The organism is Vibrio sp. dhg (assembly GCF_003443775.1).
GTDB lineage: Bacteria > Pseudomonadota > Gammaproteobacteria > Enterobacterales > Vibrionaceae > Vibrio > Vibrio natriegens.
Genome location: NZ_CP028945.1, coordinates 46333 through 73099 on the forward strand (window position 1 = coordinate 46333; position 26767 = coordinate 73099).

The 26767-nt window shown below is 41.4% G+C and carries 25 protein-coding genes and 1 pseudogene; 21 read left to right on the forward strand and 5 right to left on the reverse strand.

Going from position 1 to position 26767, the window contains the following annotated elements; translation table 11 throughout:
• The first annotated feature begins 25 nt into the window (after window positions 1-25).
• The 3 genes from hflK to nhaA are packed head-to-tail and all read left to right on the forward strand — an operon-like array spanning window position 26 to window position 3395.
• On the forward strand, window positions 26-1084 hold the full coding sequence (hflK, locus tag DBX26_RS24920; RefSeq protein WP_118121301.1) for an FtsH protease activity modulator HflK: 1059 nt from the start codon (window positions 26-28) through the stop codon (window positions 1082-1084).
• A complete protein-coding gene (gene hflC / locus DBX26_RS24925; RefSeq protein ID WP_118121302.1) occupies window positions 1081-2070 on the forward strand; it encodes a protease modulator HflC in 990 nt (329 codons plus the stop codon). The genes hflK and hflC overlap by 4 nt, the downstream gene beginning before the upstream one ends.
• Window positions 2067-3395, forward strand: a complete 1329-nt coding sequence (gene nhaA / locus DBX26_RS24930) for a Na+/H+ antiporter NhaA (protein ID WP_118121303.1) — start codon at window positions 2067-2069, stop codon at window positions 3393-3395. Before hflC ends, nhaA begins: the two co-directional genes overlap by 4 nt.
• Before the next feature lie 90 nt (window positions 3396-3485).
• On the opposite strand, the pseudogene acnA reads toward nhaA, so the two are convergent.
• From acnA to DBX26_RS24965, 4 genes and pseudogenes are all read right to left on the reverse strand, one after another.
• A pseudogene (acnA, locus tag DBX26_RS24935) lies at window positions 3486-6268 on the reverse strand (aconitate hydratase AcnA).
• Between the two features lie 189 nt (window positions 6269-6457).
• The gene (locus DBX26_RS24945; protein WP_118121305.1) at window positions 6458-6670 is read right to left on the reverse strand and encodes a cold-shock protein; all 213 of its coding nucleotides are present in this window, start codon (window positions 6668-6670) and stop codon (window positions 6458-6460) included.
• 876 nt (window positions 6671-7546) lie between these two features.
• Entirely contained in the window at window positions 7547-7756 is a 210-nt protein-coding gene (locus DBX26_RS24960; protein ID WP_162889750.1) for a hypothetical protein, read from the reverse strand.
• Window positions 7757-8493: 737 nt separating this feature from the next.
• Window positions 8494-8829, reverse strand: coding sequence for a hypothetical protein (locus DBX26_RS24965; protein ID WP_118121307.1), 336 nt, complete (start codon window positions 8827-8829; stop codon window positions 8494-8496).
• 198 nt (window positions 8830-9027) lie between these two features.
• Between DBX26_RS24965 and DBX26_RS24970 the strand changes: the two genes are divergently transcribed.
• The 8 genes from DBX26_RS24970 to DBX26_RS25785 all read left to right on the forward strand — a co-directional run bounded on the left by DBX26_RS24970 (window position 9028) and on the right by DBX26_RS25785 (window position 16777).
• On the forward strand, window positions 9028-9567 hold the full coding sequence (locus tag DBX26_RS24970) for a hypothetical protein (protein WP_118121308.1): 540 nt from the start codon (window positions 9028-9030) through the stop codon (window positions 9565-9567).
• 258 nt (window positions 9568-9825) lie between these two features.
• Window positions 9826-10080, forward strand: a complete 255-nt coding sequence (locus DBX26_RS24975; protein WP_118121309.1) for a hypothetical protein — start codon at window positions 9826-9828, stop codon at window positions 10078-10080.
• Between the two features lie 135 nt (window positions 10081-10215).
• Window positions 10216-10557 (forward strand): hypothetical protein, encoded by a 342-nt coding sequence (locus DBX26_RS24980; protein WP_118121310.1) that lies wholly within the window; start codon window positions 10216-10218, stop codon window positions 10555-10557.
• A gap of 1339 nt (window positions 10558-11896) precedes the next feature.
• A complete protein-coding gene (locus tag DBX26_RS24990) occupies window positions 11897-12967 on the forward strand; it encodes a replication initiation protein (protein WP_118121311.1) in 1071 nt (356 codons plus the stop codon).
• 600 nt (window positions 12968-13567) lie between these two features.
• On the forward strand, window positions 13568-14800 hold the full coding sequence (locus DBX26_RS25000; RefSeq protein WP_158297105.1) for a ParA family protein: 1233 nt from the start codon (window positions 13568-13570) through the stop codon (window positions 14798-14800).
• A gap of 7 nt (window positions 14801-14807) precedes the next feature.
• Window positions 14808-15779 carry a ParB family protein gene (locus tag DBX26_RS25005; protein ID WP_118121313.1) on the forward strand — a complete coding sequence of 324 codons (972 nt, stop codon included), beginning with the start codon at window positions 14808-14810 and terminating at the stop codon, window positions 15777-15779.
• 590 nt (window positions 15780-16369) lie between these two features.
• Entirely contained in the window at window positions 16370-16555 is a 186-nt protein-coding gene (locus tag DBX26_RS25015) for a hypothetical protein (protein WP_118121315.1), read from the forward strand.
• 90 nt (window positions 16556-16645) lie between these two features.
• The gene (locus DBX26_RS25785) at window positions 16646-16777 is read left to right on the forward strand and encodes a hypothetical protein (RefSeq protein WP_267867363.1); all 132 of its coding nucleotides are present in this window, start codon (window positions 16646-16648) and stop codon (window positions 16775-16777) included.
• Window positions 16778-16979: 202 nt separating this feature from the next.
• Here DBX26_RS25785 and DBX26_RS25020 read toward each other — a convergent pair whose 3' ends face one another.
• Window positions 16980-17495, reverse strand: a complete 516-nt coding sequence (locus tag DBX26_RS25020) for a hypothetical protein (protein ID WP_118121316.1) — start codon at window positions 17493-17495, stop codon at window positions 16980-16982.
• Between the two features lie 140 nt (window positions 17496-17635).
• Between DBX26_RS25020 and mobH the strand changes: the two genes are divergently transcribed.
• The 10 genes from mobH (at window position 17636) to traV (ending at window position 26757) form a co-directional block, all read left to right on the forward strand.
• Window positions 17636-19489, forward strand: coding sequence for a MobH family relaxase (gene mobH / locus DBX26_RS25025; RefSeq protein WP_118121317.1), 1854 nt, complete (start codon window positions 17636-17638; stop codon window positions 19487-19489).
• The gene (locus tag DBX26_RS25030; protein WP_025624833.1) at window positions 19482-19814 is read left to right on the forward strand and encodes a hypothetical protein; all 333 of its coding nucleotides are present in this window, start codon (window positions 19482-19484) and stop codon (window positions 19812-19814) included. Before mobH ends, DBX26_RS25030 begins: the two co-directional genes overlap by 8 nt.
• The gene (traD, locus tag DBX26_RS25035) at window positions 19789-21336 is read left to right on the forward strand and encodes a conjugative transfer system coupling protein TraD (protein WP_118121318.1); all 1548 of its coding nucleotides are present in this window, start codon (window positions 19789-19791) and stop codon (window positions 21334-21336) included. The genes DBX26_RS25030 and traD overlap by 26 nt, the downstream gene beginning before the upstream one ends.
• Window position 21337: 1 nt before the next feature.
• Complete coding sequence (locus tag DBX26_RS25040; protein ID WP_118121319.1) at window positions 21338-21988, forward strand: DUF4400 domain-containing protein; 651 nt, start codon at window positions 21338-21340, stop codon at window positions 21986-21988.
• A gap of 96 nt (window positions 21989-22084) precedes the next feature.
• The gene (locus tag DBX26_RS25045; protein WP_118121320.1) at window positions 22085-22501 is read left to right on the forward strand and encodes a hypothetical protein; all 417 of its coding nucleotides are present in this window, start codon (window positions 22085-22087) and stop codon (window positions 22499-22501) included.
• A 611-nt stretch (window positions 22502-23112) separates the two neighbouring features.
• Window positions 23113-23412 (forward strand): type IV conjugative transfer system protein TraL, encoded by a 300-nt coding sequence (locus DBX26_RS25055; RefSeq protein WP_025624840.1) that lies wholly within the window; start codon window positions 23113-23115, stop codon window positions 23410-23412.
• A 21-nt stretch (window positions 23413-23433) separates the two neighbouring features.
• On the forward strand, window positions 23434-24036 hold the full coding sequence (locus DBX26_RS25060) for a TraE/TraK family type IV conjugative transfer system protein (protein ID WP_118121322.1): 603 nt from the start codon (window positions 23434-23436) through the stop codon (window positions 24034-24036).
• Complete coding sequence (locus DBX26_RS25065) at window positions 24033-24845, forward strand: type-F conjugative transfer system secretin TraK (RefSeq protein ID WP_118121323.1); 813 nt, start codon at window positions 24033-24035, stop codon at window positions 24843-24845. The genes DBX26_RS25060 and DBX26_RS25065 overlap by 4 nt, the downstream gene beginning before the upstream one ends.
• On the forward strand, window positions 24842-26155 hold the full coding sequence (locus DBX26_RS25070) for a TrbI/VirB10 family protein (protein ID WP_118121324.1): 1314 nt from the start codon (window positions 24842-24844) through the stop codon (window positions 26153-26155). The genes DBX26_RS25065 and DBX26_RS25070 overlap by 4 nt, the downstream gene beginning before the upstream one ends.
• Complete coding sequence (gene traV / locus DBX26_RS25075) at window positions 26152-26757, forward strand: type IV conjugative transfer system lipoprotein TraV (RefSeq protein WP_118121325.1); 606 nt, start codon at window positions 26152-26154, stop codon at window positions 26755-26757. The genes DBX26_RS25070 and traV overlap by 4 nt, the downstream gene beginning before the upstream one ends.
• Window positions 26758-26767 lie beyond the last annotated feature (10 nt).

A 26767-nucleotide genomic window follows, 5' to 3' on the forward strand; every position in this document is an offset into this window, starting at 1 on the left:
TTACCTATAGCTGGAGGGCATGCTCATGCTCCCAAGTAACAATTCTTCAGGAAACCCCTGGGGCGGAGGACAGCAAGATCCTCCACATTTGAAAAAAGCTTTTCATACGATTCTTCAGCACTTCAAGAAAATTCTTATCGGTGGCGGACCGTCGAGATTTTTTTCTCCATTTATTATTATATTTTTAGCTCTCATTTTATGGTCAACATTTTATACCGTTCCAAGTGATTCTGTCGCTGTCATACAACGCTTTGGTAAGTATGTAAATAATGTTCCTGCGGGGCTCCACATCAAGGTTCCACTTGGTATTGATACGGTAAAAATAGTTCCAGTTAAACGGCAGCTAAAACAAGAGTTTGGTTTTACGACGCCAGAAGCTAATGATCCTCACCAAAGTCCAAGAGTGAACGATCGTCGCCAAGAGACACAAATGGTCACTGGTGATTTAAATGCTGCCCTTGTGGAGTGGGTAGTTCAATATCGAATTTCTGAACCCATTAAGTTTTTGTTCGAAGTCCGGAAACCTAGTGAAACACTTCGATATGTTTCTGAATCCGTAATGCGTGAAGTTGTCGGGGATAGAACTGTGGATGAAGTGATCACAATAGGTCGACAAGAAATTGAATATGAAGCGCTTTCAAAAATGCAGGCGCTCTCAACGAAATATGCCTTAGGAATAAGTATTGACCAAGTGCAATTGAAAAACATCAACCCTCCTCAACCTGTCCAGGCATCATTTAACGAAGTGAACCAAGCCCAACAGGAAAAAGAAAAGCTTATTAATGAAGCTCGCCGAGATTACAACAAAGTGATCCCTTTAGCTTTAGGAGAAAAAGATCAACGGATCAGAGAGGCTGATGGTTATCGTTTAAAACGAATTAATGAGGCTGAAGGTGATACAGCTCGCTTCAATGCATTATTGGTCGAATACGTTAAAGCACCGGAAGTGACTAAGCGAAGAATCTATCTAGAAACAATGCAAGCTGTATTACCGAATATTCGTGCCAAAATTATCATTGATGAGCGAACAAACAATATTTTACCTTTGCTCAATCTCAACGAGACGCAAGGAGATGCACAATGAAACCGATTAAATTAGGAGTCATAATCGCATTAGCCTTAGGTGTCTCTTTTAGCATATACAACGCACTTTATACGGTGAGTGAAGTACAACAGGTCATTATTACACAGTTTGGGAAACCGATAGGCGAACCTGTGGTGGATGCCGGGTTGAAGATAAAAATACCGTTCATTCAGGAAACTAACACAATAGATAAGCGAGTGTTGGAGTGGGATGGCAACCCTTCCGACATGCCAACAAAAGATAAGCTGTATATTTCTGTTGATTTATTTGCTCGGTGGCGAATTACCGATCCACTTCAATACTTTTTACGTCTTAAAGATGAACGTAGTGCTCAATCTAGGCTTGATGATATTTTAGGGAGTGAGACGCGAAATGCTGTGGCAAAACATGAATTGATCGAAATAATTCGTACAAATAAAAATCGAAAACCGTTACGAGATCCCTTATTGAGTGATGTAGAAGGCGAATTGAAAATTGGCGCCCTAGTGCCTATTAAAAAAGGTCGTCAATTAGTCGAGCAAGAAATATTCTCTGCAGCATCAGAAAAAATAAAAATCTTTGGTATTGAATTACTCGATATTCGCTTTAAACGTATTAATTATAATGAAAGTGTCCGCCCTAAAATTTACGAGCGAATGATTAGTGAACGTCGGCAAATTGCGGAACGTTTTTTATCTGAAGGGAATGGTGAGGCTGCGAGGGTTCGTGGTGACCGAATTAGAGATTTAAATAAAATTCAGTCCGAGGCCTATCGTAAAGTTGAAGAGATTCGCGGGCAAGCCGATGCCCAAGCTGCCGAGGTTTACTCGCTAGCCTACAATAAAAGCTCTGAAGCGAGACATCTTTATGAGTTTACACGAACGATGCAGGCTTACTCGACCGTCATTTCAGAAAACACCACGCTTGTTTTATCTACGCATAGCGATTTATTCAAGTTTTTGAATAACATCGAAGGAAACTTAAATACTACAGTCGACAAGCAATGAGCAAACGAGAAAAAACAACTATCAATCGGACTCAACTACCAAGAGAATATATTGATTGGCTTTCTCAGCCTGTAACCCGTTTTACACATATTGAATCTGCTTCGGGCGTTGTGCTGTTTATTTCCACGTTGCTTGCTGTTGCGCTCGCCAACTCGAGTTTAGGAGAGGCGTTTTCTCAATTCTGGCAGATTCCGTTGGGAATTACTGTCGGGGATTATTTGTTTGAGCGTTCAATACACACATGGATCAATGATGCCGGAATGACCTTGTTCTTCTTTCTCATTGCATTGGAACTCAAGCGCGAATTGATGTTAGGTGAACTCCGTAATCCTAAATTAGCCATCCTTTCTATTGCTGCCGCCCTAGGCGGTATGCTGATACCCTCTTTTTTCTATTTGCTTTTACAATTTGGTGAGCCCGGGCAGCGTGGTTGGGGCACGGTCATGGCAACGGACACCGCATTTGTGATCGGATGTTTAGCTCTGTTAGGACAAAGGATTCCAAATAGCTTACGCATATTCATGTTATCAATGGCTGTGGTGGATGATATCGGTGCTATCATTGTTGTTGCTATTGGTTACGGTAGTGAGATCGATTGGTTAGCTATCATTTGTGCATTGATAGGCTTTGCTGTTATTCGAATCATGGGTTTTTTAGGGATTCGCAGCCTTGTCCTTTTTTCTGTTGTGGGGGGAGTGACCTGGCTAGCTGTTGATATGTCTGGCATACATCCAACGATTACTGGTGTCGTTATTGGACTATTAACACCAACGAGTAAATGGGTGAGCAAACAACACCTTTCCATTATTATCGATACTGTGATGAAATCGTCTACTAGGAAGCAGTGGAGTGGCGACACCGCAGAGGGAGTTGCGTTGCGGACTGCAGCAGCGGCAGCTCGTGAAACACTCTCACCGGTTGAGCGTTTAGAAATGTTACTTCATCCTTGGGTCGGGTTTATCATCCTGCCGCTGTTTGCCTTAGCCAATGCGGGGGTTTCGTTAACAGGGGCAAATCTAACGTCTCCAATTTCTCTCGCCGTATTTTTGGGTTTTGTTTTTGGAAAGCCGATAGGTATTGTGTTGTTCAGTTGGATTTCAATAAGACTCGGTTTAGCGATACTGCCTGAAAACCTCAATTGGGGAATGCTCTTGGGGAGCGGGATGTTGGCCGGTATTGGTTTTACGATGGCATTGTTCATAGCGGAGTTGGCTTATAGTCCTGACCAAATTAATGCTGCAAAACTTGGGATTTTCTCAGCTTCCATCTGTTCAGCCTTACTCGGTCTCATTTTTTTACGGTATTTTTCTGTGAAAAAAAGCTGAAAAATATCTGAAATGGATAGGTCGTCGGCAGTCTGCGGTGATCAACTACCGCAGAAGCCGCTACCCCGTAACTTGAGAGATGAGGTTTCACTATGGCATGTTAGGTATATTCAATTTTAGTTGCTTTAGAACATACTGAAGAATGCCTCCCGAGTTGAAATAATCTAGCTCCTTCGGGTTGTCGATACGAGCAATAACGGGAATGGAATGTTCCGAACCTTCAGCGGTTACGACGATAATATTCATCTCTAGTAAGGGCTTAAGAGGTTCATTTGGAGCGATAAAAACCGTCTCATTACCTTCCAGAGTTAGTGAATTTAATTCCTCTGGTCGCATCAGTTGAAGAGGCAATACGCCCATACCGACTAGATTACTACGATGAATCCGTTCAAACGATTCTGCGATGACTGCTTTTATATTCAATAAAAGACATCCTTTGGCAGCCCAGTCGCGACTAGAGCCTGAACCATAGTCTTTGCCAGCAAATATTACCAACGGAACGTTAAGTTCGATTGATCTCCTGCTCGCGTCGAAAATAGGAATGATGGGAGGCGCTTTCTCAGTGGTTGACATGTTACAGTCATCCAGTTTGGTATCGCCGTAACATCGTGTCACACCGCCTACAGTCGGGGAGGCGATTTTGTTTTCCAAACGTACATTTGAAAAAGTCCCACGAACCATGATGTGATGATTTCCTCGGCGTGAACCATAGCTATTGAACTCTTCGGGTGTGATGTTTTTTGAAAGTAGATATTGACCCGCCGGACTATTTTCTGAAATTCGGCCTGCTGGTGAAATATGGTCGGTCGTAATTGAATCCCCCAAAATGGCTAATACACGCGCTGATTCAACAGGAAAAGTCGGCGGTGGTATTTCCAAAAACGGAGGGCGTTGTATGTAAGTGGAGTCTTCGTCCCACGGGTAGCAGGGGCTGTCTTTCATTGACAATTTTTCCCACTCTTCATCACCTTCAGTAATGTCGCTGTAGCTCAATCTAAAGTGGCTCTCATGGACTTGATTTAGCATTTCATTCAGCATGGTTTGGCTTGGCCACAGATCTCTTAGATAGACGGGCTCGTTGTTACTATTGATCGCAATTGGGTCTTTTTCTAAGTCAATACAGGTCGTACCCGCTAACGCAAATGCGACGACTAGTGGTGGCGAGGCAAGCCAGTTTAGGCTAACTGAGGGGTGTACTCTACCTTCAAAATTTCGATTACCTGATAATACCGCCGACACATTCAGGCTGTTTTCTGAGATCTCGGTTTCAAGATTGTTTTTCAATGGACCGGAGTTACCAATGCATGTTGTGCAACCGTATCCAACTCGATGAAATCCCAATAGGTCGAGGTAGTCTTGCAAACCCGTATCATTGAGATATCGAGCGACAGCTAATGATCCGGGGGCGAGAGAAGTTTTGACGTAGCTAGGAACGGTTAACCCTTTTTTAACTGCTGCCTTAGCCACCAAACCCGCAGTCAGCATAACTGCGGGGTTTGATGTGTTAGTGCACGAGGTGATGGCTGCAATGACGACATCCCCATGGTTTAAGGGTCTGGATGGGTCTGGCTGGTCTGAATTTGAGGCACCTTCAATAGCACATTGGTCAAGAGTCGCTTGCTTAATGGCACTGATGTTAAGTCTGTCTTGAGGTCGTTTGGGCCCTGCTATTGAGGTAACGATAGCAGATAAATCCACTACAACATTTTCGTCATACTCTGGTGCAGGGCTGTTTGTATCCCACCATAGCTCTTGCTCTAGAGCGTAAGCCCGAACTCTATCAACCAGTGAAGAAGGGCGGTTTGTCAGGGTTAAATAGGCGATAGTATTTTCGTCAATTGGGAAAAACCCGCAAGTGGCGCCATACTCTGGTGCCATATTGGCAAGCGTTGCTCGGTCTGCCACTGATAGAGTGGCTAAACCGTCACCATAGTACTCAACGAACTTACCGACCACGCCATGAGACCTTAACCTTTCTGTAATCGTCAAAACCAAATCGGTCGCAGTCACACCGGGACGCAATTGCCTATCAAGACGCACGCCGACAACTCGTGGGATAGCGATATTAAGTGGCTGGCCAAGCATTGCGGCTTCGGCTTCTATGCCTCCCACTCCCCAACCCAATACGCCTAACCCGTTTACCATAGTGGTGTGGCTGTCGGTTCCTATAACCGTATCTGGTGTTAACACTCTTTTTTCATCTTTGCGCACAACTTGAGATAGATACTCTAGATTAACCTGATGGCATATCCCCTTGCCGGGGGGATCACGGTCAAGTTACGGAAATTTTTTTGTGCCCATTTTAAGAATGTGTAGCGCTCTCGATTTCGTGTCATTTCATGTTCACGATTTGTGTGTATCGAGGATTCTGAACCTGACTGATCAACAATTAGCGAATGGTCTATGACAAGATCTACTGGGCATTTGGGGGTAACATAGCTCGGGTCTCCTCCGTCTTGGGCTATAGCATCTCGTATCGCGGCTAAGTCGACCAAAGCAGGTATCCCGGTATAGTCCTGCATCAGCACTCTACTAGGATAGAAACTAAATTCTGATGAGTTACCATCGCTCTCGGAATCGGAAGACGTATTTTTAAAGAACAATGCTTCAATAATCCGAGATGACTCTTTTAAATCAGAGGTTTGTCGCATTACATTTTCAATAAGAAGACGCTTAGTGAAAGGAATTTTTGACAGGTTCACTTGATAATCTTGAGCAATTTTGTTTAATGACCAGTATCTATATTCGGTGCCTTTTACATCCAGTGAACTTTGATATCTTTGACGCCATGTTTCTTCGTTGGTAGGTATCATGATTTGTTTCCTTTCAATGATGGTTGGCCTTTGTAAGAGCAACCTCCTTGTCATAGACATGTTTTCTGGGGCACGTTTATATTTCCCATATCCAAACAGCTTTAATCTGCGGAAAATCTATAACCTGAAAGGATCAGAGTTGAAATTCGAAAAGAAGGAAGACGTTGGAATGGACTCTTGCCATAAAACAGTCACTAGACTTCACAAAAATGAAGGCAAAGCTTTTGATTACTAAGCCTTCAACCGTATTTAGATAAGAGCTACATGCGTTGCTTGCGGGCCCTTCTCACCAGATTCAACTTCAAAACTTACTTTTTGTCCTTCCAAAAGGGTCTTAAACCCATCAGACGAAATCGAACGGAAATGGACAAAAATATCCTTGCCATCACTATCTTTGGTGATAAATCCAAAGCCTTTATTCTCGTTAAACCATTTTACTGATCCAGTCTCTCTGTCAGACATATATACCTCGACTAATCCTATAGGTTAAGGCTCTGATAACTCGAGCCATTTCATAGTCACTCAAGAGGGCTGTCGCAGAAGTTAAACGAAAAATTTCGAAAATAACTGTGAAAGGAAACTTGTTTTATAATGAAAAAATAACTCAAATTCGCGGAGCTACTTTAAGTATAAGCCTTAAATTGAAAATAGTTAGTTTAGTCTTCGGTCATATTTTAATTTGGTTGTAAGGTTATGATTTTAAAAATATCAGTAAGTTTCTAATGCGTTAGCTAACAAAAAATGACTTTATGCCGACTGCGAGCAAATAGCCGAAGTTGCAACAAGCTGGTATTTGCGATACTTACAATAATTAACAATTTGCTAATTTAACTAGTGCTGTTACTCACTTTTGTCTATTTTATGCTGACTTGTGTAGTATCATTGTTTCTTTCATAGCCAATGTGGATGCGGTACGAAATGCAGTTAACCATCAAAATAGGATTATATGTGGGCAAGTTACCTAAACCGACACAAAAGCAGAAACAACTTGGTCTTAATCCGAAAGGAAAAAGGATTAAGCGGATACCAGAAGAGTTGAAGAGAAAGGATGTCCACAAACGAATAGAATATATTGAGGAACAAAAGACGTGGGATAAGGAATGGGGATTGTGAGTTCAAGAAACCTCTCTGAACTTATCAATACGACACTCCTCATGCATTCTGAAAAACTGAGTAACTTGGAAAGAGACATGCTTGCAGGTTTACTCGATCAACTCTATTGTGAACAGGCTTTGACAGACAAACAAATTAAACTGTGTCAAAGGCTAATACGAAAAACTAATCAAGCCTGTGTATTTATTGATGACACTCCAAACGAACCGTGATTGCTAGGCAATATCACTCTTCGATGCTATCAACCCAGCCTTGCTCAGGCGTCAATCGAGTCAGCACTTGATCCATTAAATCTTTGATTTCAATTTGGTCAGTACCCTCTGGCGCATGATGCTCTGCTGAGCGCTTAGCGTTGGTTAGGTTTTTCATGAAGATAGCTTCGCTATCCATCACAGCGTGTCTCACGTTGAAGTAAGTGACCTGGTAGGTCGGCATAGTATTATTCCTTCTGTGGGGGCGTGAAGATGTGATGCTTTCAATATAGCACTTTTTCATGCTATAGCGTTCTAACTGACTTAGCCTTCTTGATTAAAATTGACTAGTCAAATCACTGATTATCAAGAAATATGAACGCAAAGCCTACTTCTCATCCTTACAATATGATGATGCGGGTTCGGCTCTCGCTGTACGCTCCAAATCCACAAACCAACGCGCACTATGACTGACATTTGTCATCGCCCACCATTGTTTAAGCAATTTAACGCCGCTCTTGCTATGATGTCCCTCCCAGACATGTCGTGGGTGCTAATGATACTTAGAGATTATCTATTGAAGAGCACGGTCTTTCTATGGGCAAATATTGAGCATGCCTTGAGGGGGGGGGGAATAAACAAAATACATGGTGCAACACCCATACTTTTCCTAATACCTAATAGTCTAAATAGAGTAAATTGCCTAACCAACTTTTGTCCAGAAGTGAGTTACAAAGAGCGGCAATGACAGAGAAGCCGAGTATGATACTTTAATACTCAGTTGTAGCGCGATGCAGACTTGGTTGTAGCAATTAGTATGAATCTTTATTTCTGGTTGCGTGTCAATTAGAACGGTACGAGCAGGTTTGCTTTATCGATTAGTATGAAACTTTATTCCTCTCCCACATCATGAGTATGGAAAAACATATAAAAAGTGACGAAGTCGGTGAAGAATGCTCTCCGGTTTTCACCTAGCACCCTCTAGTCCGAGCTGAACAATATCGGGTGTCCATCCTTTAACAGAACATAAATTCCTCCGTTCAACCATGCGCCCACAGCATAATGGTCGCTAGGAATTTGATTCCAGTCTCGCAGACCGTCTTCATCAAATGTATAGCCTGTCAAGTTAACTATTTTAACTCGTTTCAAATTTCCAATTGGGACAATATTGGCAGCACCTAAATAGGGATAGTAAGCAAAATCTCCATTTTTGAGCTTTACAGCTATTTTGTTATCAATAACTGAGTGTCCAAAGATAACACCATGCTCACTCAGCACTATCGAACCGTAATGATACCGATGTCGAATGACTAACATTTTTACGCCTTACACACTGTAAATAAACACAGTATATAGATTAGCCAATAGGCTGTGCAACCTCAGTATGCCTACGAAACAAGGAGCTTTTATCACAAACACTCATTTAGGAAACCAAGAGCATAACCGTATTCTTCTAGTGATTGGGACAATAAGCCCATACCGAAAAAAACAGTACTCCATCACAAGGAATCCAACATGTTAGAAACGCTAATCATTGGTCAGCCCTATCCAAATACGATACCGGTGTACGACGGAGCCATAGCTGAGTTCCTGCGTCCAACATACAACCGATTGTTCATAGGTCTACCGTCCATGACGAATGAAGAATGGGTAACTCTGTCTGAAGGGCGTGTGAGCGCTAAAATATATGCAGATAGAGACTCATCTGCGATGATGCTCGTATTCTCATTTGAGCGCGGCGGCTTTCAATTAAATTTCGACTGTCCTTATGACGCATCAATAGTTGGTGACATACAACTGCCTGAAGTCGTTAACAGCTCAAAACGACTTGCCATTGAAATTGTGATAGTCGATACCGAAACATTTATCCTTAAAAATCTAAGGTTCATAACTATGTCTGAAGAACTAACTTCAGCGTTTCTTGGTCAAGTAGACAAGCAGTTATCTAGGGACTTTAATGCTTCAGAAGCAAATCATTGGATTGATAAACAACGTATGTTGTTTTCAGCGAATGAACTCGCAGCGTTACCCTTTCCCAAGTTTACTTTAGGTTAGCCTGAAAACTCCGTTAAACCGGCTAACGCTCGAATGAAAACCTAGATTCTATGAGAACCAAAAAGACATTAAAACTTGCCAGCTATCTAGTTGGAGCTTGCTGCTGTATAACCATCAGTGCAGGGCTAACATTTGATATTGTGCGTGTTCCATACGCTTCGCTTGATGAAGCATTAATGATATTTTTTGTGTTAACAGGTTCGTGGATATGCATTGTGAAACAAAAACAATAAGAACGGCTCACTGGAGAAAATGAACATGTACGACCATACATACTTATACCTCGTCGGCTTTGTTGTAATTGGCATTGTGACAGCTTTTATATGTTTCCTTGTGAAGCAGTATAAGAAAGCCAACGAACGCCTTAAAAGGCTTTCTATTGAAGAACAAAGGGAGTTACTTCGTTTTGCAAATGAGCGAAGCCAAAAACGAAACACAATAGTGAACCCAAAAAGCGGTGCAGTGATGGATGAGGATGACTTGTTTGATGTAACAGGCGAGACAAGGTTCTGAGTCCCCATTAAAGTCGGGAGACATTGACCAAAACAGAAATGATATCCGTATCCCCTTCAAACACCACCTGATAGTTTGGAAAGCGAGAATGACTGATATCGTTTAAGCATCTAAATTAGTCAGTGGTAAAACAATATGAATTACGACAACGATGAGAACATATTTGGAAAAGCTTTGACGGTATATCCTGGCAAAGAGTCAACGCAAGATGCTCTCCAAGAACTGCATAGCAAGCTTGTTAAATCTGGTTTGACAAATACTGAGGCTGACCAAAAAGTTAAGGTAGTATCCACGGCATTGAAAGACAACGCGATTATAGCGCAGCTTCTCGCAATATCCGTAGATTCGAAATCAGTGTCACCGCTTGGTGACTTAACACAGCTAGCATTCGAGTTAGCTCATCAAATACGAAACCGTTTACCGTTAGAGAAACAAGAAGAACTCGACTCACACTTGAATACACTCAAAAGCTCATAACGGCAGTTATTATAAAAAAAGCGTCCAAGACGCTTTTTTTATGCCGCTAGAAGCTCTAATTGACAGACTACTCCACCAAGTTCATTTTTAACCAGCCAACTCTTGTTGCTCAGCAGAGAAACATAAACACTCGAACATGCCCACGTTCTATCACTACTTCTTCTTTCGTAATACTCCATTGCAAGCTCACACCTATAAAGCTCAGTAAGCTCAAAGCTGTCAAACTTCAATGTAACGTCTTCCGATTTCAACAATCTATGACCGTCAACATCCTCAATCAAAATTGCCCAAAACTCTCTCATTTATAACTAATAAGCTAACTGCTTATTCCCAATGAATTAATATAGATCCAAAACAACATCGTTGCAGATTCAGTGGTAGCGTCACTTAAACTCAAGTACATAACTGTAATCACTGCAATTGATGTAGTCATACCGCAATGATTCAATCATACCTCGCTCACTTTCCTAAACGGACATTAGGTACACTTAACATTGTTAAGTTAAGAAAAATAGAAAAGTATTTTATTGTTTATTTTATAACCCTATGATCTTACCTTTGTTTACCTTTAGAGACTTATGATCACCTCTAAGATCTTATATATACCTATAAGGGACGAAAAATAAGCGCAAGATTATGATTATAAATGATTTTCTCGGTTGTTCGTGTATTTCTTTTTGGTGTTTTTGTATTTGATTTTGTGCGGAATGATCATTTTTTTGTGTTGAACGATCATTTTTTTGTGATAGGTAGATTTAATTTTGTGATCTTTAGACTTTTTTTTGTGGCTACTTGAATTTATTTTTGTGGCAAATCACAGGTTAATAACAGCTTATACACAGGTTGTTGTATGTGGTCATGAGGTACAAGCTTCACTAAAAGCATACATATATTTGTACAACTTAACTTTTTTTTGTGTTTGAGTGCTTAAAATTTGTGAAGCTATGCTGGTTTTTGGGTGGTTTTAACTTATTTTTGTGCTGTTTGTATTTAATTTTGTGGTGATTGAACTGAGTTTTGTGGTTGTGTACTTTATTTTGTGGTCATGTACTTTGTTTTGTGGCGGGTCTATTCGGAGAGTTCATTTACAACTTGAGATTTAGGAAATCCAAAGGCAAATGGTATAATGCATTAAAATGTTTAAAATCAACGCTTTATATTACTTGTTGCATAGAGGGGTATGTTCTTTACGAGAATGCTGCTACTAACAACTCGTGATATGCCTCCCATTGTAAACTGAGTTTTGTGCTAGTTTTTACTTAGCTTTGTGCTAGTATGAACTGAGTTTTGTGTCTATTGGACCGAGTGTTGTGGTGAAACAACAAATTTAAGTACACGTATGACGGAAAAGAATATAGAGCTGGTTACTGAAGACCACTTAGATTATCACTTTAAAACGCATGGGTTAATTTATGCGTCAACTAGTCTTACATGCCGAATGATGGACATGTTCGCTTTAATGCTAACCCATATGAAAGAAAGTGACTGGAACAAGAATAACGACCAACATTTTGTTCCTGAATACAGGTTCAACACGAGTCAGTTAACTCAATGGTTTGATATTGATGTTAAGTACCTGGCTACTGCCCTGAAGAACCCCGCGAAGTCTCTTGGCGAGAAACAAATAGGGATTGAAGATGACAAGGGGTCGTTCGCGTACTATCCGCTTTTAGCTAAAGTCACTTATGCAGATGGAACGCTTACAATTAAACCTAACGGCGAACTTCGAGAGCTATACATCATCAACTCTCACAAAAACGGTCACGCCAAAATTGATAACAATGTATTTAAGAAGCTTGGAAACCCCAACACTAAAAGAGTTTTTGAGTTTTTGTGCCGTTACCGTTCCAATCAGACTGAAATGTATTTCATTTCGGTGGATAAGCTTCAGGTACTATTTGGTGTTAAAACCGACAAGGGCAAAGTGCTCAAGAAAACATACATGAGGCATAGTGCCTTTATTAGTCGGATTATTGCCCCTGCACTTGCGGATATTGCTACGAATCCAATCGCTAAAGATAAGTTAGAAATCATCACTAAGGACGGACTACAAGGGTATGAGGTTGAGCCAACCAGTGATGGCGGTTGTAAAATTCGATTTTTGGTCAAGTGGAAGAACCAACTCAGCATTAAGGAAGCTGAAGCTTGTTACAGCAAAATATCTTCTTTGATGAAACAGAAGCAAGATATTGAATCTGAAGGTGGTGATGTTTTACCAACACTGCGTGAGATTCATAGTTTGTTTTTACGACTTGGCAATGAAGGACATGCTGAAGTTCTGGAAGATGAAATAAATAAACTTGTTGAGAGCAATAGGATTCCAGATGAACCTAATGAAGAAGAACTGAAGCTGGCTGAAAAACGCCGTGAGGTAGACAACCTGTTTGAACAAATGTTCTTAAAGAAATGACTTAGCCAAACCAAGCAAGGCTCCCCTACCTTGCTTGGTTGATAAACTTTTCATAGTCACTATGCTGGCTGAAGATATGTATGCTTTCACCGGTCTTTACCAATCTTTCGTACTTGCCCAAGCTCAGAGTTTTATAGCCGTACCGACTTGATACACGAAACCTTACTGCTCCTTCTCTAAGCATTCTCAGTGCTTTCTCTGTCTTCTTTCTCAGTTTTTCAGGTGCGTTTTTAGGATAAATAATGTTCATGCCGGTCTAATCCTCTGTTTAATTTCATAACCTTATAGTTTCAAAGTATCACCCCATTAGATCTTTCCTAAATCCATATTTTTCATTTAATAAGAAAATAGCTTATTACCTGCTTTCCTGTTTTTGTTCCTCAATCGAAGTTTGTCTTTGCCTGTCCTTAGCAATTTGTAATAAGAAAATAACTTATTACATGTTGTTTTTGATTCTGGCAGGAAAATGAACCAAAAAATGCAAAATGAACTTGTTAAAGGTTCAATTTGCATGTAGTCTGGTTTTAACTTAAAGGACATACTCAACAGGATTAATAACGAATGAACTTCAAAGAGAAAGCTACCGACCTGGGAACCAGAATGTTTCATGAAAACGTATCGCTTAAAGAAGAACTGTTAGAACAGTCAGCGATTCGTTTTAAAGATGACCTTTTGGAAAATGGTGTAACGCGCCTAGTCCATAACCATGCTGTCAACAAAACTACTCTAGGTGTCGATATTCTTGGTTTATCGAAAAACACGTATAACAAACGAATCGCACAGTTGATTGAAGAAGGTGTTATTGATGAACCCTACTTCTACAATAGAAGCCACATGTTTACGCTAGAGCAAGTGCATGCCGTAATGAACCACTTTGGCTTTGAAAAGTTCTCTGATAATCATGATTCAACAGTTGTGTTAGTCAGCAACTACAAAGGTGGTACGGGTAAAACCACGACGAACACATCACTTGCTGTTAAAACGGCGCTAGACCTTAATCTGAATGCTCGTGTTCTTATTATTGACCTCGATCCTCAAGGCAGTGCGCGAGGTATCATTAACGTAGAGGATGAGAGTGAGGAAGTTTTCATCACACTATCTGACTTGCTTCGCTCACTATTTAAAGAGTTTGATTCTCAAGAGTTTGTAAATGAAGCAACTGAATTCCAAGAAGCAGGACATAGCTTTGAGGATGTGGTTCTAGCTGCACCATTCTCGACACATTTACCAAACCTCGATGTCATGACAGCTTTCCCAACGGACGAGCAGTTTACAAAACTTTACTGGTCACTGGACAAAGAAAAGCGTGTTGAATTGCTAACAGCGTTTGCCAACAAAGTTGTGCCAATTCTGAAATCACAATACGACATCATTTATTTAGACCTGCCACCTCAGAACAGCCCTATTACTTGGTCAGCTATTGAAGCTGCTGATATGATCCTATCTCCTGTAACGCCAAGAACTTACGACTACGTTAGTACAATGTCTTACCTACTGACTATGTCTGAGCAATTAGAGGATTTGCCATCTCAAGGTGACAACGTGAAGTGGTTCAAAATCTTGCCGGTAAACTATAACGAGGCAAATAAACAAGAGCGTAAAACTTATGATCGACTTCTAAGAACGGTGGGGAGCGACATGATCACTAAGGCGATTAAGCACAGCCCGTTCTTCCATGAAGCTGCTGACAAGAATCGTACTATCTATGACATCATTCGTTCTGAAAGTACATGTACTGATATTCAATACTATGATGCAATCAATTCTGTAAACGAGGTATACAATACGTTTATCTCCGATTTGAAAGCGTTAACAAGTAAGAACAATAAGTAGGTAAATCATGATGAAAAAAGGCAAGAGCTTGTTGACTGGCAGCGCCAAGTCACGCACTAGTAGCCTAACCAGCTCTCAGACTCGAACATATTTAAAAGGGACGGTAACGGCTAAGCGTGTTGTCATTCCTGCATCCGAAGTTGAGTCCAAAACAGACATTCACCCTCTCAACCCACGTAACCAGGAAGCACTTACGTTAGATGCTGTCAGAGACATTTTCCCGTCTATATGTGAGAACGGCGTTAACCAGGAGGGCGTTGCTGTTAGATGCCCTACCACTGGCAAGCTATTGCTTTTAGATGCAAGTCGTCGTCGTTTTTCGTGTATCAATGGTGGTGTTGATTTACCACTGTGGGAGTTACAGGAAGATGTTAGGGACGATCAAATGCTTGGTATCATCAATGATAGCCAAGAGGTTAAGCGTTGGTCATACCCTGAACATGCAAAGTATCTTTTAACCATAGCGGAACGTAAAGGTATTGATGTTGAAAATACTAAGGTTGAAGACTTAGCAGCAGCACTTTCAATCGGTAGGGAGTCACTACGTAAGCGACTCGAAGCGAATAATGTTGAGCTTTCAATGCGCAAAGTATTTGTGGATTTTGAGGGTATACCAAATAGTTTCTACAGCAAGCTTGCTAAATACCAAAGAGCACTAATTAAAGCGGGTAAAAAAATTGACAAATCAATGGCAGAGTTCAAAAAGAACCTGACTGATTTGAGCAAGGACGTTTCTGAAAGCCAAAGAGAAACCTTAGATTTACTAGAATCGTTCGTCGTAGAAAATACTACTGGTAAGCCTAAAAAAGCCACATGGGAGACAAATAAGCTGGCTGAGTTTGAGGACAAAAACGCTTACGCCAAAGTAAGTCGCAGTGCTGATAGAAACATGGTGAAATACGAGTTCTCTCGCGTTGGTTCTGAAAAGGTGAACAAGATTGATGCATACATCAAACGTGTTTTGTCTGGTGATGAGTAAAAACAACCTTTCATCACAGTGACGCTTGAGGCTATATATAACAAGGGATTGGGCGGTTATTTTAAGTAAAACAATGGGGGTTGTCACAGCAGTAGTGTTGACGGATAGGTGATTAGCTTAGAGCAAGTGAAAGACCAAATCCCGTAACAACAAACGCGACAATAATACCTACCTCCAACATTATACTATTGATAATCGCTGACCAAGTAATCGCTTGTCTAAATACTCTGTTCAGCATCAGTTTATAAAGGAATAGGTAGAGCCAAGCTAATAGCAGGTATATTGAGAGTGAAAGTAGCACCCAATGAATTGCATTCGTAATAACACCCACTCTGAATATTTCTATGAGCAGTATGGCAAGGAAGCCAAAGATTAAGCCAAATGGAAATTTCAATAATCCCCGACTCGCAACTACTTTGATTCGGGTTGTCCATGACGCTTTAGGTAGCAGGTAGTAAACGGAAGCGAAAGCGGGTATGGCTCCGAAAAAAATAAAGTAGAAAAACCACTCCATCCTATGCCTTTTTCTTTGGAACTAAAACGTTAATGATAGTCTGGATATAGTTAGCAACCAAATCAATGCGAACACTATGAGAGCAACGTTATACAAAAACTCAGGCTTGGAGCAGCAAGTAGAACGATTTACAGATGAGTGTGACCTTGAGCTTGCACTTGAAAATGTTATGGGGCGATTTCCAAAAGCAAAATTGATTGTCGATGGGAATCATTTTAAATGGGTTCAGGTGGGAGATAACCGCATTTTGATTAGTCGGTAACAATTGAAATGAAAAGGCTCTTGAAGTTCGCACCTTCAAGAGCCGGATGGTTAAACCATCGAGCCAGAACTATTAATGGGATTAGTAATAATGGCTGAGAAAATCATAACAGCTTTTCAAACCGGAAAGCCAGTAAAAATTGAGAGCATGAGTTGGGCTGACTTTCTTTCTATGCTTGACCAAATAGGAAGTTCACATCAAACAACACTACGGGAGCAATAAGCCGATGAAAGAAAGAATCACTAAGTTTCTAAGTGTCTATGCGATGACTGGTTTAATTGGGGTTGTCTTCTTTGAACCGACACTCAAACACTATGCATCAATGATACTCAACATTACTGGCTAGACGTACTGGTAAAAACAATAAGGGCAAGCTGAAATTGGCTTGCCCTTTCTTTATCTTAACTTTGTTAAGGTGACTTCCCTACTCCACCTCTCCGATAATCTCTGACATTGCATCATGAGGAATAATGTCAACTGCTTCATAGTGAACCTGATTTCCATAGCATGAGCGAACAAACGCAGCAGGAGCCATTCTGTACCCCAATCGGGACAGAATGAAAGAATAAAAGCTTAACTGCAATTGATCTGAAAATGTTGGGGATGCATGGGACTTGGTATCTACGAGAAAGTACGTTCCATCGTACTGATACATCTGGTCTATGCGTCCATATAGATTTAAGTCTCTGAACAAAAGAGCAATGTTTTCTTCAGACTTTGCCAAGGTAGCCAAGCGTACAACAGAGGGCATGTTTTCATTGGTTAGCCAAGAATCTCCGTTTTGTGGTTGTGGAACTGACTGAAGTTGATATTTGCTTACGGCAATATGGTGAGCGTGATGCTCAATAATGCCCTTAATTCGTGGTGAGATAGAACGGTGCGTACCCCAAGTTACGAATTGACTAGCAGAAAATGGATAAGTCGTTGTTGCTGTACGCATATCACTCTCTTGGATTTAGGAAACTTATACCGCCAATGTACCATTTAGAAGTGATTTCCAAAGTTTAGAGGTCTATGAAAATATGGTTGTTCTAAGAAAAATAGGCGGTATCTCGCCTTGCTTTTGGAGTGTATGAAAACATGCTTAAACGTTGGTTCAAGAAGCTAGTTTGGCAAGCTGATAAGCAAGCATTTGTAGACTCAAAGAGCGAGATGTATGGTTTAAGTAACCTCGATGACGATGCCATAGGATATCCTCCAAATCCAATAGGCATTCCGGTGGTTCAGCCTCATGTGTTACTTGAGCGTATGCAGGGGCAAATTAACGCGATCAGAAACGAAATCGGCGTTAGTAAAGAAGTCTTTAACGAATATATCTATCCTGTGTTTGAAAGCTTCATTCGTTATGCAGACTTACTTCCCGCTTCGGAGTACAAACATCACGCCACCGGCGGCGGTTTAGTCTCGCATTCACTAGACGTTGCGCACCGTTCTATGAGAGCTGCGCAGATGACACATTTTCCAGTTACCATTGGTAGTTTGACTGAAACACAGCAAAGCAATATTCAGTGGCGCACAGGAACAATACTAGCGGGGCTTTTGCATGATGCCGGTAAGATACTAGCAGATGTGCAAGTTCACGATGGTAATGCGAAAACTTCAGAACGAGTTATTTGGGATGCGCAAAGCGGAACGACGATCCATGCTTGGGCTGCTGAACATCAGATAGAACGGTACTTCATTACATGGAACCGCGATAGACATATGAAGCATCAAAATGCTTCATTGGTGATGATGGAGCGTTTGATTCCTGCCAAAACGTGGTCATGGTTAGAGAAGTGCTATGACGGCAAGCATATTCACTCAATGATGTTGGCAAGTGTCGGCAAAACAAACATGTCTCATCCGATGCCGCAAATTATTGCCGAAGCGGATAGCGCCTCCACGAAAGCTGATATGTTCTCTCGCAACTCTCACATTACAAAAGAGATAAAGCGAGTCCCGCTTTCAGAATTACTTTGCGACCTGATTCGTCACTACATCCTAATTGGAAAATGGAAGGTAAATGAGAAGTCGGCGTACCTGTGGTTTGTTGAAGAACAACTGTATGTAATTTGGAATAACGCTGTCCCTGAATTGGTCGAAGAAATGGTAAATGCGGGGTATAACATTCCGTCCGTCCCTGAAGTTCTAGCCCGAATCATGGTTGAAGAAGGACAAGTTACGAGTAATGGTGATGAACTGTATTTTGACATCTACCCTGAAATACTCGGTGATGCTAAGAAACCGGTGAAGGTTAAGGGGCTGAAGTTTCGTAATGTCCAACGTTTAGTTCTAGAGCCGGAAAAGCTCTACTCACTCAAGGAACACTCAAAGCGCCCGAAAGTAGCGAAGCCTGTACAAGACAAGGTTGATGAGCCACAACCAAAAGAGCAAGTTGTACCGGATAGCGAGATTATTGAAGAAATATTTGATGAGCCGACTGATTACACTGTTAGTGGCAATATGCATAAACAAAAGACGCATGAAACCAGTAAAGAAACATTGGGGCGTGTGCTCAAAAATATTAGTAAATCTCTCACTCTAAAGGCAAAGGCTGTTGAAAGAAAACCGTCAGCACCGGTATCGAAACAGACGCATGATGCACCAAAGGAAATTGAAGTTCCGGCTTATACCAAACAGCACGAACCTGAATTTGTAGATGCAGGTAGTTCAAGTAATACACCGGATGAAGTGACTGATAATGTGTCAACTGAACACTCAGAGTTAAACGAACAACCTGAACTATCCACTAACGAGAGTCCATCTATTGTTAGCTTCACTACTCCAATAGCCCAATTCATTGCCAAGCACTACAACTATGAAGTTCAAGAACAGCGCATTCAAGTTCCAAATGACGCAGTGATGGATATTGTCATGAAAGCAGAGTTAGAGCTTAAAAATGTGTCGATGCTTGATCTGTTTGATTCACCGGAGATTGTAATCAATGACTGATAGTACGAACCCGACCAAATACAACTTCCCTTACAGAACGAACTACGAAGCTTACTTGATCGCTACGTGGCTGATTGCCGCTGTGATTCTATTTTGTCTGCCCTATGTTTTTGAAGTACCCAAGCAAACGTATTGGTATGCAGCGCTTGCTTGTATTGTCATTGGTGTTGTCACCGGTCATAAAGCTTTCGAAATTCATATTAGAAAGAAAAGACTAAAAGGGTATCCATTGGAGTTTATAGATCCAAGTAGCACTAAAACACTGAAGATGTTTGGTATAGATGGAGAGGTGATCGAGCGTGTCCAACGAAACAGTAAAAAATAGCTTATTCCTGGGGTGGGGATCTTCTGTAGGTTATAACGAGGCTCAATTAATCTACGACATTACCAAGCGTGAAATGGATGACATCATTGGTAAGCAAAATGTCACGGAAGGAAGTGGGTATATACATGGTATCTTGGAAAAAGAAGAAGATATCCGATTTATGTTCAAGTGGGCTGACTTACACACTCTTATCACGGGAGCTTCTGGCTCTGGTAAAACCCGCTTCTTCGATCTTGTGCTTACTCAGCTTATCTTGAGGAAAGAATGCTGTATTTTTCTAGATCCGAAGGGTGATAAGGACATTAGGGCTATTGCTGAACGAACATGTGCAGCGATGGGGGAGCCTGATAGATATCTCATGTGGCATCCTGCCTATCCAAGAGACACAATTAGGATTAACCCTCTAAAGAACTTTTCTCGTTCTTCTGAGTTGGCTGCAAGGGTAACAGCACTTATACCGGAAGATGGAGACTCATTCTATCGAGATATTGCCAACACCGTATTGCAGTATTTGATCGACGCCATGCACCTAATTAATGAACAAGTTACGCTCACGGCAATTCGTTACTACTACGAACACTTTGGCTTACTTATAGAAAAGGCGGTAATTGCGTGGTGTGAAGCTAATCGAGTTGATTGGAAAGATAAGCTCTACTCGAAATTAGAATCGTCAACGAACGAAGAAGTGAGAGCGTTACTTTGTGTTGATTACTACCGAAACAGAGTTGCTTCCAAGTTCACAAATGCAACCATTGAATCAATGGCTAGCATGTACATCGATAAGCGAAGAACGTTGGAGCAATCAACGGGCAACCTGTTGGCTAACCTTTCTAAAGTGACTAATGGTGAGCTGGCAGAAATGCTATCTCCAACCAACCTAGATGATTCTCGCGGTGTATTCGACATGAAAAATATCATCGCTGACAACAAGGTGCTGATCATTGGTACGGATTCACTTTCGGATAGATTAGTTTCGAGCGCGATAGGAAAAATGATTCTTGCTGATGCTGCTGCTGTAGCTTCGGATCGCTACAACTACGGTGATGAAGATGACAAAGTCATTAATCTATTTGTAGATGAAGCTAGTGAAATGCTGTGTGAACCGTTAATACAAATGGTCAACAAAGCTCGTGGCGCAAGGTTCCGTTTATGGATAGCGACACAGACTGTCTCTGATTTTGAAGCTGAATTGGGTAGTAAGGCAAAGGCTGACCAAATAATTGCATCAACGAATAATTTCATAAGCTTTCGATGTGCTGACGTTCCTACTCAAGAGCGAGTCTTGGCACAGGTTCCAAAAACAAGAGTTCGATATGTGATGCGAACACAGGGCTTTAATGCATCCAACGATGAGTTGGATGGGTTAGGAGCGAACATTGGTGAGCGTTTAATGGAAGAAGAAGCTGACATGTTTCCAATGCAACTAATGGGACAGCTTCCTAACTTGGAGTATGTTGCCTCGTTTGTTGGGGGGAACCTCAAAAAAGGTCGTGTACCAATTCTAGCAAAACCAAGGAAGTAATATGGCAAAGGACAAGAAAGATACAGGGCTTATTATTACGCTAATTTTTACTCTGGTAATGCCGATACTATTAATTGCGACACTCTTTTTACCTTCTGTTGTTGAGTCCAGTATGCAGCAAGAGTTGGAAAATATAGCTCACTTTGTCGGTAGTGATGAGACAATTGAAATTTATGAATCTGTGTCATATCTGTCGGACTCGCTACTAGTGGATTCGGGTTTTATACAATGGTGCCGAGAAGTGCTGCTGCCAGTCGAGTATTTGAAAGGACAAGATATCAATGACAGGCTGTTCTTCAATACTGGATTTTGGGAAAGTGTAGATCAGGCTATTTGGGGCTTGGCGCTCAACTTGGATTTCGTTCTACTCAGACTGTGGGGATTGAAAATCTGGATTGCGGCAATGATTGTCTTTACCGTTGCATCAATGATGAGTGGATATTGGATACGAGAGATTAAGAAGCATGGTTTTGAATATTCATCACCAATGAGACATGGCATTAGTAGGCGAGTTCTGTACTCATTACCGCTGGTTGCACTGTTCTACATTACGGTTCCCCTGGCACTTCCAGTTTATTTTGTACCGATAGCTTGTGCTGTCTATTCAATGTCGGTCATGACAATTGTTGCGAACACAATCAAGCGAGTGTAGCAGTAGTTAATTAAGGGGTCGGAGAATGTAAGTTTGATTACTCCGGTTCCTTGTCTTTCCCTAACCCTAAGTTATAACATAAGGAATTATCGTATTATGAAACTAAAGTCCATCGCCGTGGTCCTTTTGGCTGGATTATTCTCTACTTCATCAGCTTATGCGTATGTCACTAAAAATTCGTCCTTCGAGATAAAGTGCAATACTGGAGGTGGCTATCCTGTGGATTACAGTTTTGTTGGCTCGAACGGAAATGTTGTTGTTACCACACATAATTCAACTATCGATCACACTAACAAGTATCGTGCAGTGGTCACACACCTATTAGAAGGCGATACTATCGACCTACGTTTCAATAGAATGGATTCACCGTTAAGCAATCCACAACATTTAAGATTAAGAAAATATTCTTCTAATTATGAAGGTGCTTTGTACACGATAGACGTTGACAATCTCAAAGGGGCAAGCGTAAGTGCTAGAAACTCATTTGAAACATGTACCGCTTCATTTTCTTAATACTTGAGAATACGTTTTGGACTCATGACTCTCTCTAGTAGGCTGAATATATTAGGGTTTAAAGTGAGTCTAATTTTTAGTGATTAGATCTAATCAAAGGGGCGCTGTAGGGACATGCAAGAGCTAATTGACTGGTTTGAGCACTTAGGTAGCACTGAGCAGCTTGATGAAATGCTGATTAGGGTAATGAATAACGTAGTTACATGGATTCATGAACTAAGTCTAAATCAACGTGTGGTAGTCGCTGTTTCCGCTTTTGCTTTCATTATCATTTTAAAGTATATGAGCAGGTACGGTCTTCGCGTATTTATTTCGTTGAGGCGTTGGTTGCGTAGAAAGTGCATTCCTAAGAAAGTCAATCTTCACCTAGACAGGGAGCAGAAGAATAAGGACTAACGTAACTCAGATTTTGGGTGTCCTCCCTTCAAAAGAATCATCAGCTTTAAACTCAACTCATCTTATTAGAGCGATAGCTTAACTTTGTTAAGTTGTCGCTTTTTTTTGCACCGAAGATAATTGCGCCCACTTTGAAGTCTTTCTTTCTCCGTCGATTTTGGAAATTCAAAAGCATCATTAACATATGAGAAAGGCAATAAATACGAGGCGTTTAAATGTCGGATGAAAAACCTATCTCAATGCCGGATCTAGTTGATGAACCCGTCCATTTTCTAATCTGGCAGTACGATGAAATTGCAACGGTAGCTATTGGGCTAGTCGTGGGCATCATTATTAACTCTCCCATGCTTGGGCTGCTGGCAGGTTATTTTGCCAAGGTCACTTATATCAGGATTCGAGATGGTAAGCCGAGGGGCTACTTCATTCATCGTTTCCGTGAAATGGGGTTTGCCTTTGAGAAGGTAGAACAGCGTAGTTCTATGCAGCCTCCGTTAGTAGATGAGTGGCATTCGTAGCAAACGACTTAGGGATAAACCATGAATTTCCAAAAATTGAAAAAAAGCTTTTCTGAAATGAGAGGTCAGAGTGCGGCAATAAGCTACGCCAATGCGGGGTTAGTAGTCATGCTCGGCGTGTCACTTTGGGGGAACTTCCAGAAAGATACCGTTGTTATAAACAACTTAAATGAGTCGTGCCAGGAGTCAGAGATTTCGTCTAGTTCAATGAATGAAGCGAATCATCGACGCTTAGGTTTCTACTTGGCAGGAATGTTAGGAAACATTACACCGGCTTCAGCTTCATACGTAGAGTCAGCCGTGGCACCTTTCGCTTCTCCTGAAATCTATCACAAAGTTAATGACCTTATCGCTTACCAAATAGCTAGCTTAGTTGAAGAAGAAGTGACCATGAAGTTCTCAGCGGAACGTGCGTTTGTTGAGGACGGTAAAACCTTTGTTACCGGTAAAGGTTCAATGCAGGGGATGACAGGAAAGGCGGATAGGTATGTTCGTACCTATGAGTTCATTTTCGATGTCCAGAATTACACACCTACTTTTGATTACATAGATGTGTACGACGACGTTCCACATGACAGTGAATGGAAGCAAAAAAACCGTAAGAAGTTGGAGGCAGATAAATGATGACCTCGATTAAAAAAGTGTCCTTACTCTTGGCAGTTTGTGGAGCATCATCTCTGGCAAGTGCAACGGATATGGCTAAGTTCAATTCGAACAGTACAACGGCGCAGCAAGCGACAAGCTCAGAAAATAAAGAGCAAGGTTTGTATGTTATTTCGAATCGTCATCCTAACCGTATAGTCACACCATTTAAGAAACCTTCGCTGAAGATTGATAAGAGTGAAGGAATAACGCATAGCGTTCGAGGAAATGTCGTGTACTTGGCAACGAAGCTCAACACCAATATCGGGGGATTTATAACTGAATCGGGTGATGAGTCAGCAGCGATTGATGTTGTATTTAAGCCAATGCCAGTGCCACCACAAGAAGTTGTGTTGAAAGGTGGAATCAAAGGAGGATCTGAGATTGCTCGAAGGTTTGAACGTTCGTCGCCTCGCACTGAATCCATTGTGTCGATCATGTCTGGTATTGCTACCGGAAATCTACCTGCCGGTTATCAAGTTGAAAATGTAAACGCTAGCTATCTGCCGAAGTGTCAGCAGTTAGAGTTGAGCTTTGATTTTTATAATGGTCAGTTTGTCTCTGGTGGTGATTATGTTGTGTCGATTGGTACAGTCGTAAATAAGTCGTCGCGTCCCGTAAAGTTCAAAGAAAACCTCTGTTATGAAGAAGGTGTCGTAGCGGTAGTTGCTTATCCAACGTATCAGCTAATGCCAAAACAAAAGTCTGAAGTTTTGGTTATGTATCATCGAGTGAAAGTTCCAGCTAAAGCCGAGCGAAAACGCCAGTCTCTATTGGGAGGTTCACAATGAAGCTCAAGTTCATGAACAAATACTTCTCTCCATCACAGCAAGGTCGTGTCTACGTTGTCCTAGCTGTAGTAGGTGTCTTTGTTGCAGCGGTTGCGATCATGACCATCCTTGAACCTGAGAGGTCTAGACCGAGAGCTAAACCAGAAGTAGAAAACATCATCACTGATCGCAATTCTAGAGAGTTCGGTATCGAAGCTATCAACGATAAGTTGGTGCAGCAGAAACGAAAGATGGATGACTATGAAAAGGAAGTGGAAATTCTCAACAAGAAAAATGAATCCTTAGAAAACAAGGTTCAAGATACAAAGAAGTTGAACAATGATGTTCGCAACGCACAACGAACAATAGCTCAGCTAAATGATCAACTCGAAAAATTGCGTCAAGAACAAGCTACTTTTAAAGATAAGCAATTAACTTATTCCAATGAACTTGATGCAGTAAGAGAACAGGGAAGTGGTGAGATCAAGCATCCAGATTTACAAGTGAACCCTGAAAGGCGAAAGGTATCGAGTACTTCATTTTCATATGGTGGTAGACAGGAGCCGAGCTTCGGGGAGTCATCAAGTTACCAGGGAGATCGTAATGTAGTGGTTTCACCTAGACATGTAGCTGAGACAGACACTAGATCAGAAGGACTATTTACGATTGTCGAGGACACTACCCCTGATAAAGATGACTCCGAGCCTGAAATTTATTTGCCGAGAGGTTCTATTCTCACTGGCGTTTTGATTACAGGTCTTGATGCTCCTACTAGTGCTAAAGCTGCCGATGAGCCTATTCCTGTTTTGGTTCGCATAAAGAAGGAAGCCATCTTACCTAACTTTGCTGTGCTTGATGAGGTAAACGAATGCTTTGCTCTAATGGCTGGCTATGGTGACTTGAGTTCAGAACGTGCCATGTTGCGCGGCGAGTCAATTACTTGTGTGAAAGTTAATGGGGAAGTTATCGAGGCTGACTTCAGGAGCTTTGCTGTTGGCGAAGATGGCAAAAATGGTCTGAAAGGGACGTTAGTTACTCGTAATTCAAAGATTCTTGCCAACTCGATGATGGCAGGGTTTGCTGCCGGTTTATCCAGCATGTTTGATGTGAACCCTGTCCCTGTTTTGTCCACAACGTCGAATGGGCAAACACAGTATCAAGATGTCTTTAGTACCGATGCATTACAAGGTGGTGCGGCAAAAGGTGCGTCAGACGCAATGAATAGACTCGCTGACTACTACATGGAACTAGCCGATGCGATGCATCCGGTTATTGAAGTCGGTGCGGGTCGAGTAGTGGACATGATTGTGACAAATGGGACTGGGTTATGAATTTAGGTAAAGCTATTGGTGTGCTGCTATCTGCGGCGTTATTGGGTGGCTGTGCAGTTGGTCAGAGTGAATTTAATTGTTCTGCTGGCGATGAAAACGCTCTTTGTGGTTCGTCTAGGACTATCTATAAGGCTACTGATGGCACATTAGTAACGAATGACACTCTGACTTATATCGAAGATGGTGAACCAAGACAAATTACGCTTGATGAGCTTAAAGATATTGAAAATAAACAAAAAAATAAAAAAGTTGCTTCAGAGATTTCGGAAATTTCCACCTATGGGGCAAAATTTAATTACGTACCTCAATCATTCAGTTTCGATGGGGATGTACTGCGAAAAGATGTGAAAGTCTTACGTGTTTGGGTTGCACCTTTTGTCGATACAAATGATGACCTTCATTTGTCTTCGATGGTGTACACCGATATCGAACAACGCAGTTGGGAGCTTGGCACTATCAATCCCAATTTAAAAACGAGAATTGCTCCACCGGTGACAAAGTCCTTGGTAAACCCTTCCAAATCAGAACAGCGAAGTGTGAAGGAATATCGAGTACCGAAAACCGAGAAAGCAAAACTACAAACAACTTTTGATAACAACTAATCATTTAAAC

Excerpts from the sequence above, each read along its gene's own strand:
- DBX26_RS25070 (WP_118121324.1), top strand. The coding sequence starts at position 24,842 with ATGAAGCTCAAGTTCATGAACAAATACTTCTCTCCATCACAGCAAGGT.
- DBX26_RS25045 (WP_118121320.1), top strand. The coding sequence starts at position 22,085 with ATGAAACTAAAGTCCATCGCCGTGGTCCTTTTGGCTGGATTATTCTCT.
- DBX26_RS25060 (WP_118121322.1), top strand. The coding sequence starts at position 23,434 with ATGAATTTCCAAAAATTGAAAAAAAGCTTTTCTGAAATGAGAGGTCAG.
- DBX26_RS24945 (WP_118121305.1), bottom strand. The coding sequence starts at position 6,670 with ATGTCTGACAGAGAGACTGGATCAGTAAAATGGTTTAACGAGAATAAA.
- traV (WP_118121325.1), top strand. The coding sequence starts at position 26,152 with ATGAATTTAGGTAAAGCTATTGGTGTGCTGCTATCTGCGGCGTTATTG.
- DBX26_RS24960 (WP_162889750.1), bottom strand. The coding sequence starts at position 7,756 with ATGCCGACCTACCAGGTCACTTACTTCAACGTGAGACACGCTGTGATG.
- DBX26_RS24975 (WP_118121309.1), top strand. The coding sequence starts at position 9,826 with ATGTACGACCATACATACTTATACCTCGTCGGCTTTGTTGTAATTGGC.
- DBX26_RS24990 (WP_118121311.1), top strand. The coding sequence starts at position 11,897 with ATGACGGAAAAGAATATAGAGCTGGTTACTGAAGACCACTTAGATTAT.
- DBX26_RS25040 (WP_118121319.1), top strand. The coding sequence starts at position 21,338 with ATGGCAAAGGACAAGAAAGATACAGGGCTTATTATTACGCTAATTTTT.
- hflK (WP_118121301.1), top strand. The coding sequence starts at position 26 with ATGCTCCCAAGTAACAATTCTTCAGGAAACCCCTGGGGCGGAGGACAG.
- DBX26_RS25065 (WP_118121323.1), top strand. The coding sequence starts at position 24,033 with ATGATGACCTCGATTAAAAAAGTGTCCTTACTCTTGGCAGTTTGTGGA.
- DBX26_RS24970 (WP_118121308.1), top strand. The coding sequence starts at position 9,028 with ATGTTAGAAACGCTAATCATTGGTCAGCCCTATCCAAATACGATACCG.
- DBX26_RS25785 (WP_267867363.1), top strand. The coding sequence starts at position 16,646 with ATGGCTGAGAAAATCATAACAGCTTTTCAAACCGGAAAGCCAGTAAAA.
- mobH (WP_118121317.1), top strand. The coding sequence starts at position 17,636 with ATGCTTAAACGTTGGTTCAAGAAGCTAGTTTGGCAAGCTGATAAGCAA.
- DBX26_RS24965 (WP_118121307.1), bottom strand. The coding sequence starts at position 8,829 with ATGTTAGTCATTCGACATCGGTATCATTACGGTTCGATAGTGCTGAGT.
- DBX26_RS25000 (WP_158297105.1), top strand. The coding sequence starts at position 13,568 with ATGTTTCATGAAAACGTATCGCTTAAAGAAGAACTGTTAGAACAGTCA.
- DBX26_RS25055 (WP_025624840.1), top strand. The coding sequence starts at position 23,113 with ATGTCGGATGAAAAACCTATCTCAATGCCGGATCTAGTTGATGAACCC.
- DBX26_RS25005 (WP_118121313.1), top strand. The coding sequence starts at position 14,808 with ATGATGAAAAAAGGCAAGAGCTTGTTGACTGGCAGCGCCAAGTCACGC.
- hflC (WP_118121302.1), top strand. The coding sequence starts at position 1,081 with ATGAAACCGATTAAATTAGGAGTCATAATCGCATTAGCCTTAGGTGTC.
- DBX26_RS25015 (WP_118121315.1), top strand. The coding sequence starts at position 16,370 with ATGAGAGCAACGTTATACAAAAACTCAGGCTTGGAGCAGCAAGTAGAA.
- DBX26_RS25020 (WP_118121316.1), bottom strand. The coding sequence starts at position 17,495 with ATGCGTACAGCAACAACGACTTATCCATTTTCTGCTAGTCAATTCGTA.
- DBX26_RS24980 (WP_118121310.1), top strand. The coding sequence starts at position 10,216 with ATGAATTACGACAACGATGAGAACATATTTGGAAAAGCTTTGACGGTA.
- DBX26_RS25030 (WP_025624833.1), top strand. The coding sequence starts at position 19,482 with ATGACTGATAGTACGAACCCGACCAAATACAACTTCCCTTACAGAACG.
- nhaA (WP_118121303.1), top strand. The coding sequence starts at position 2,067 with ATGAGCAAACGAGAAAAAACAACTATCAATCGGACTCAACTACCAAGA.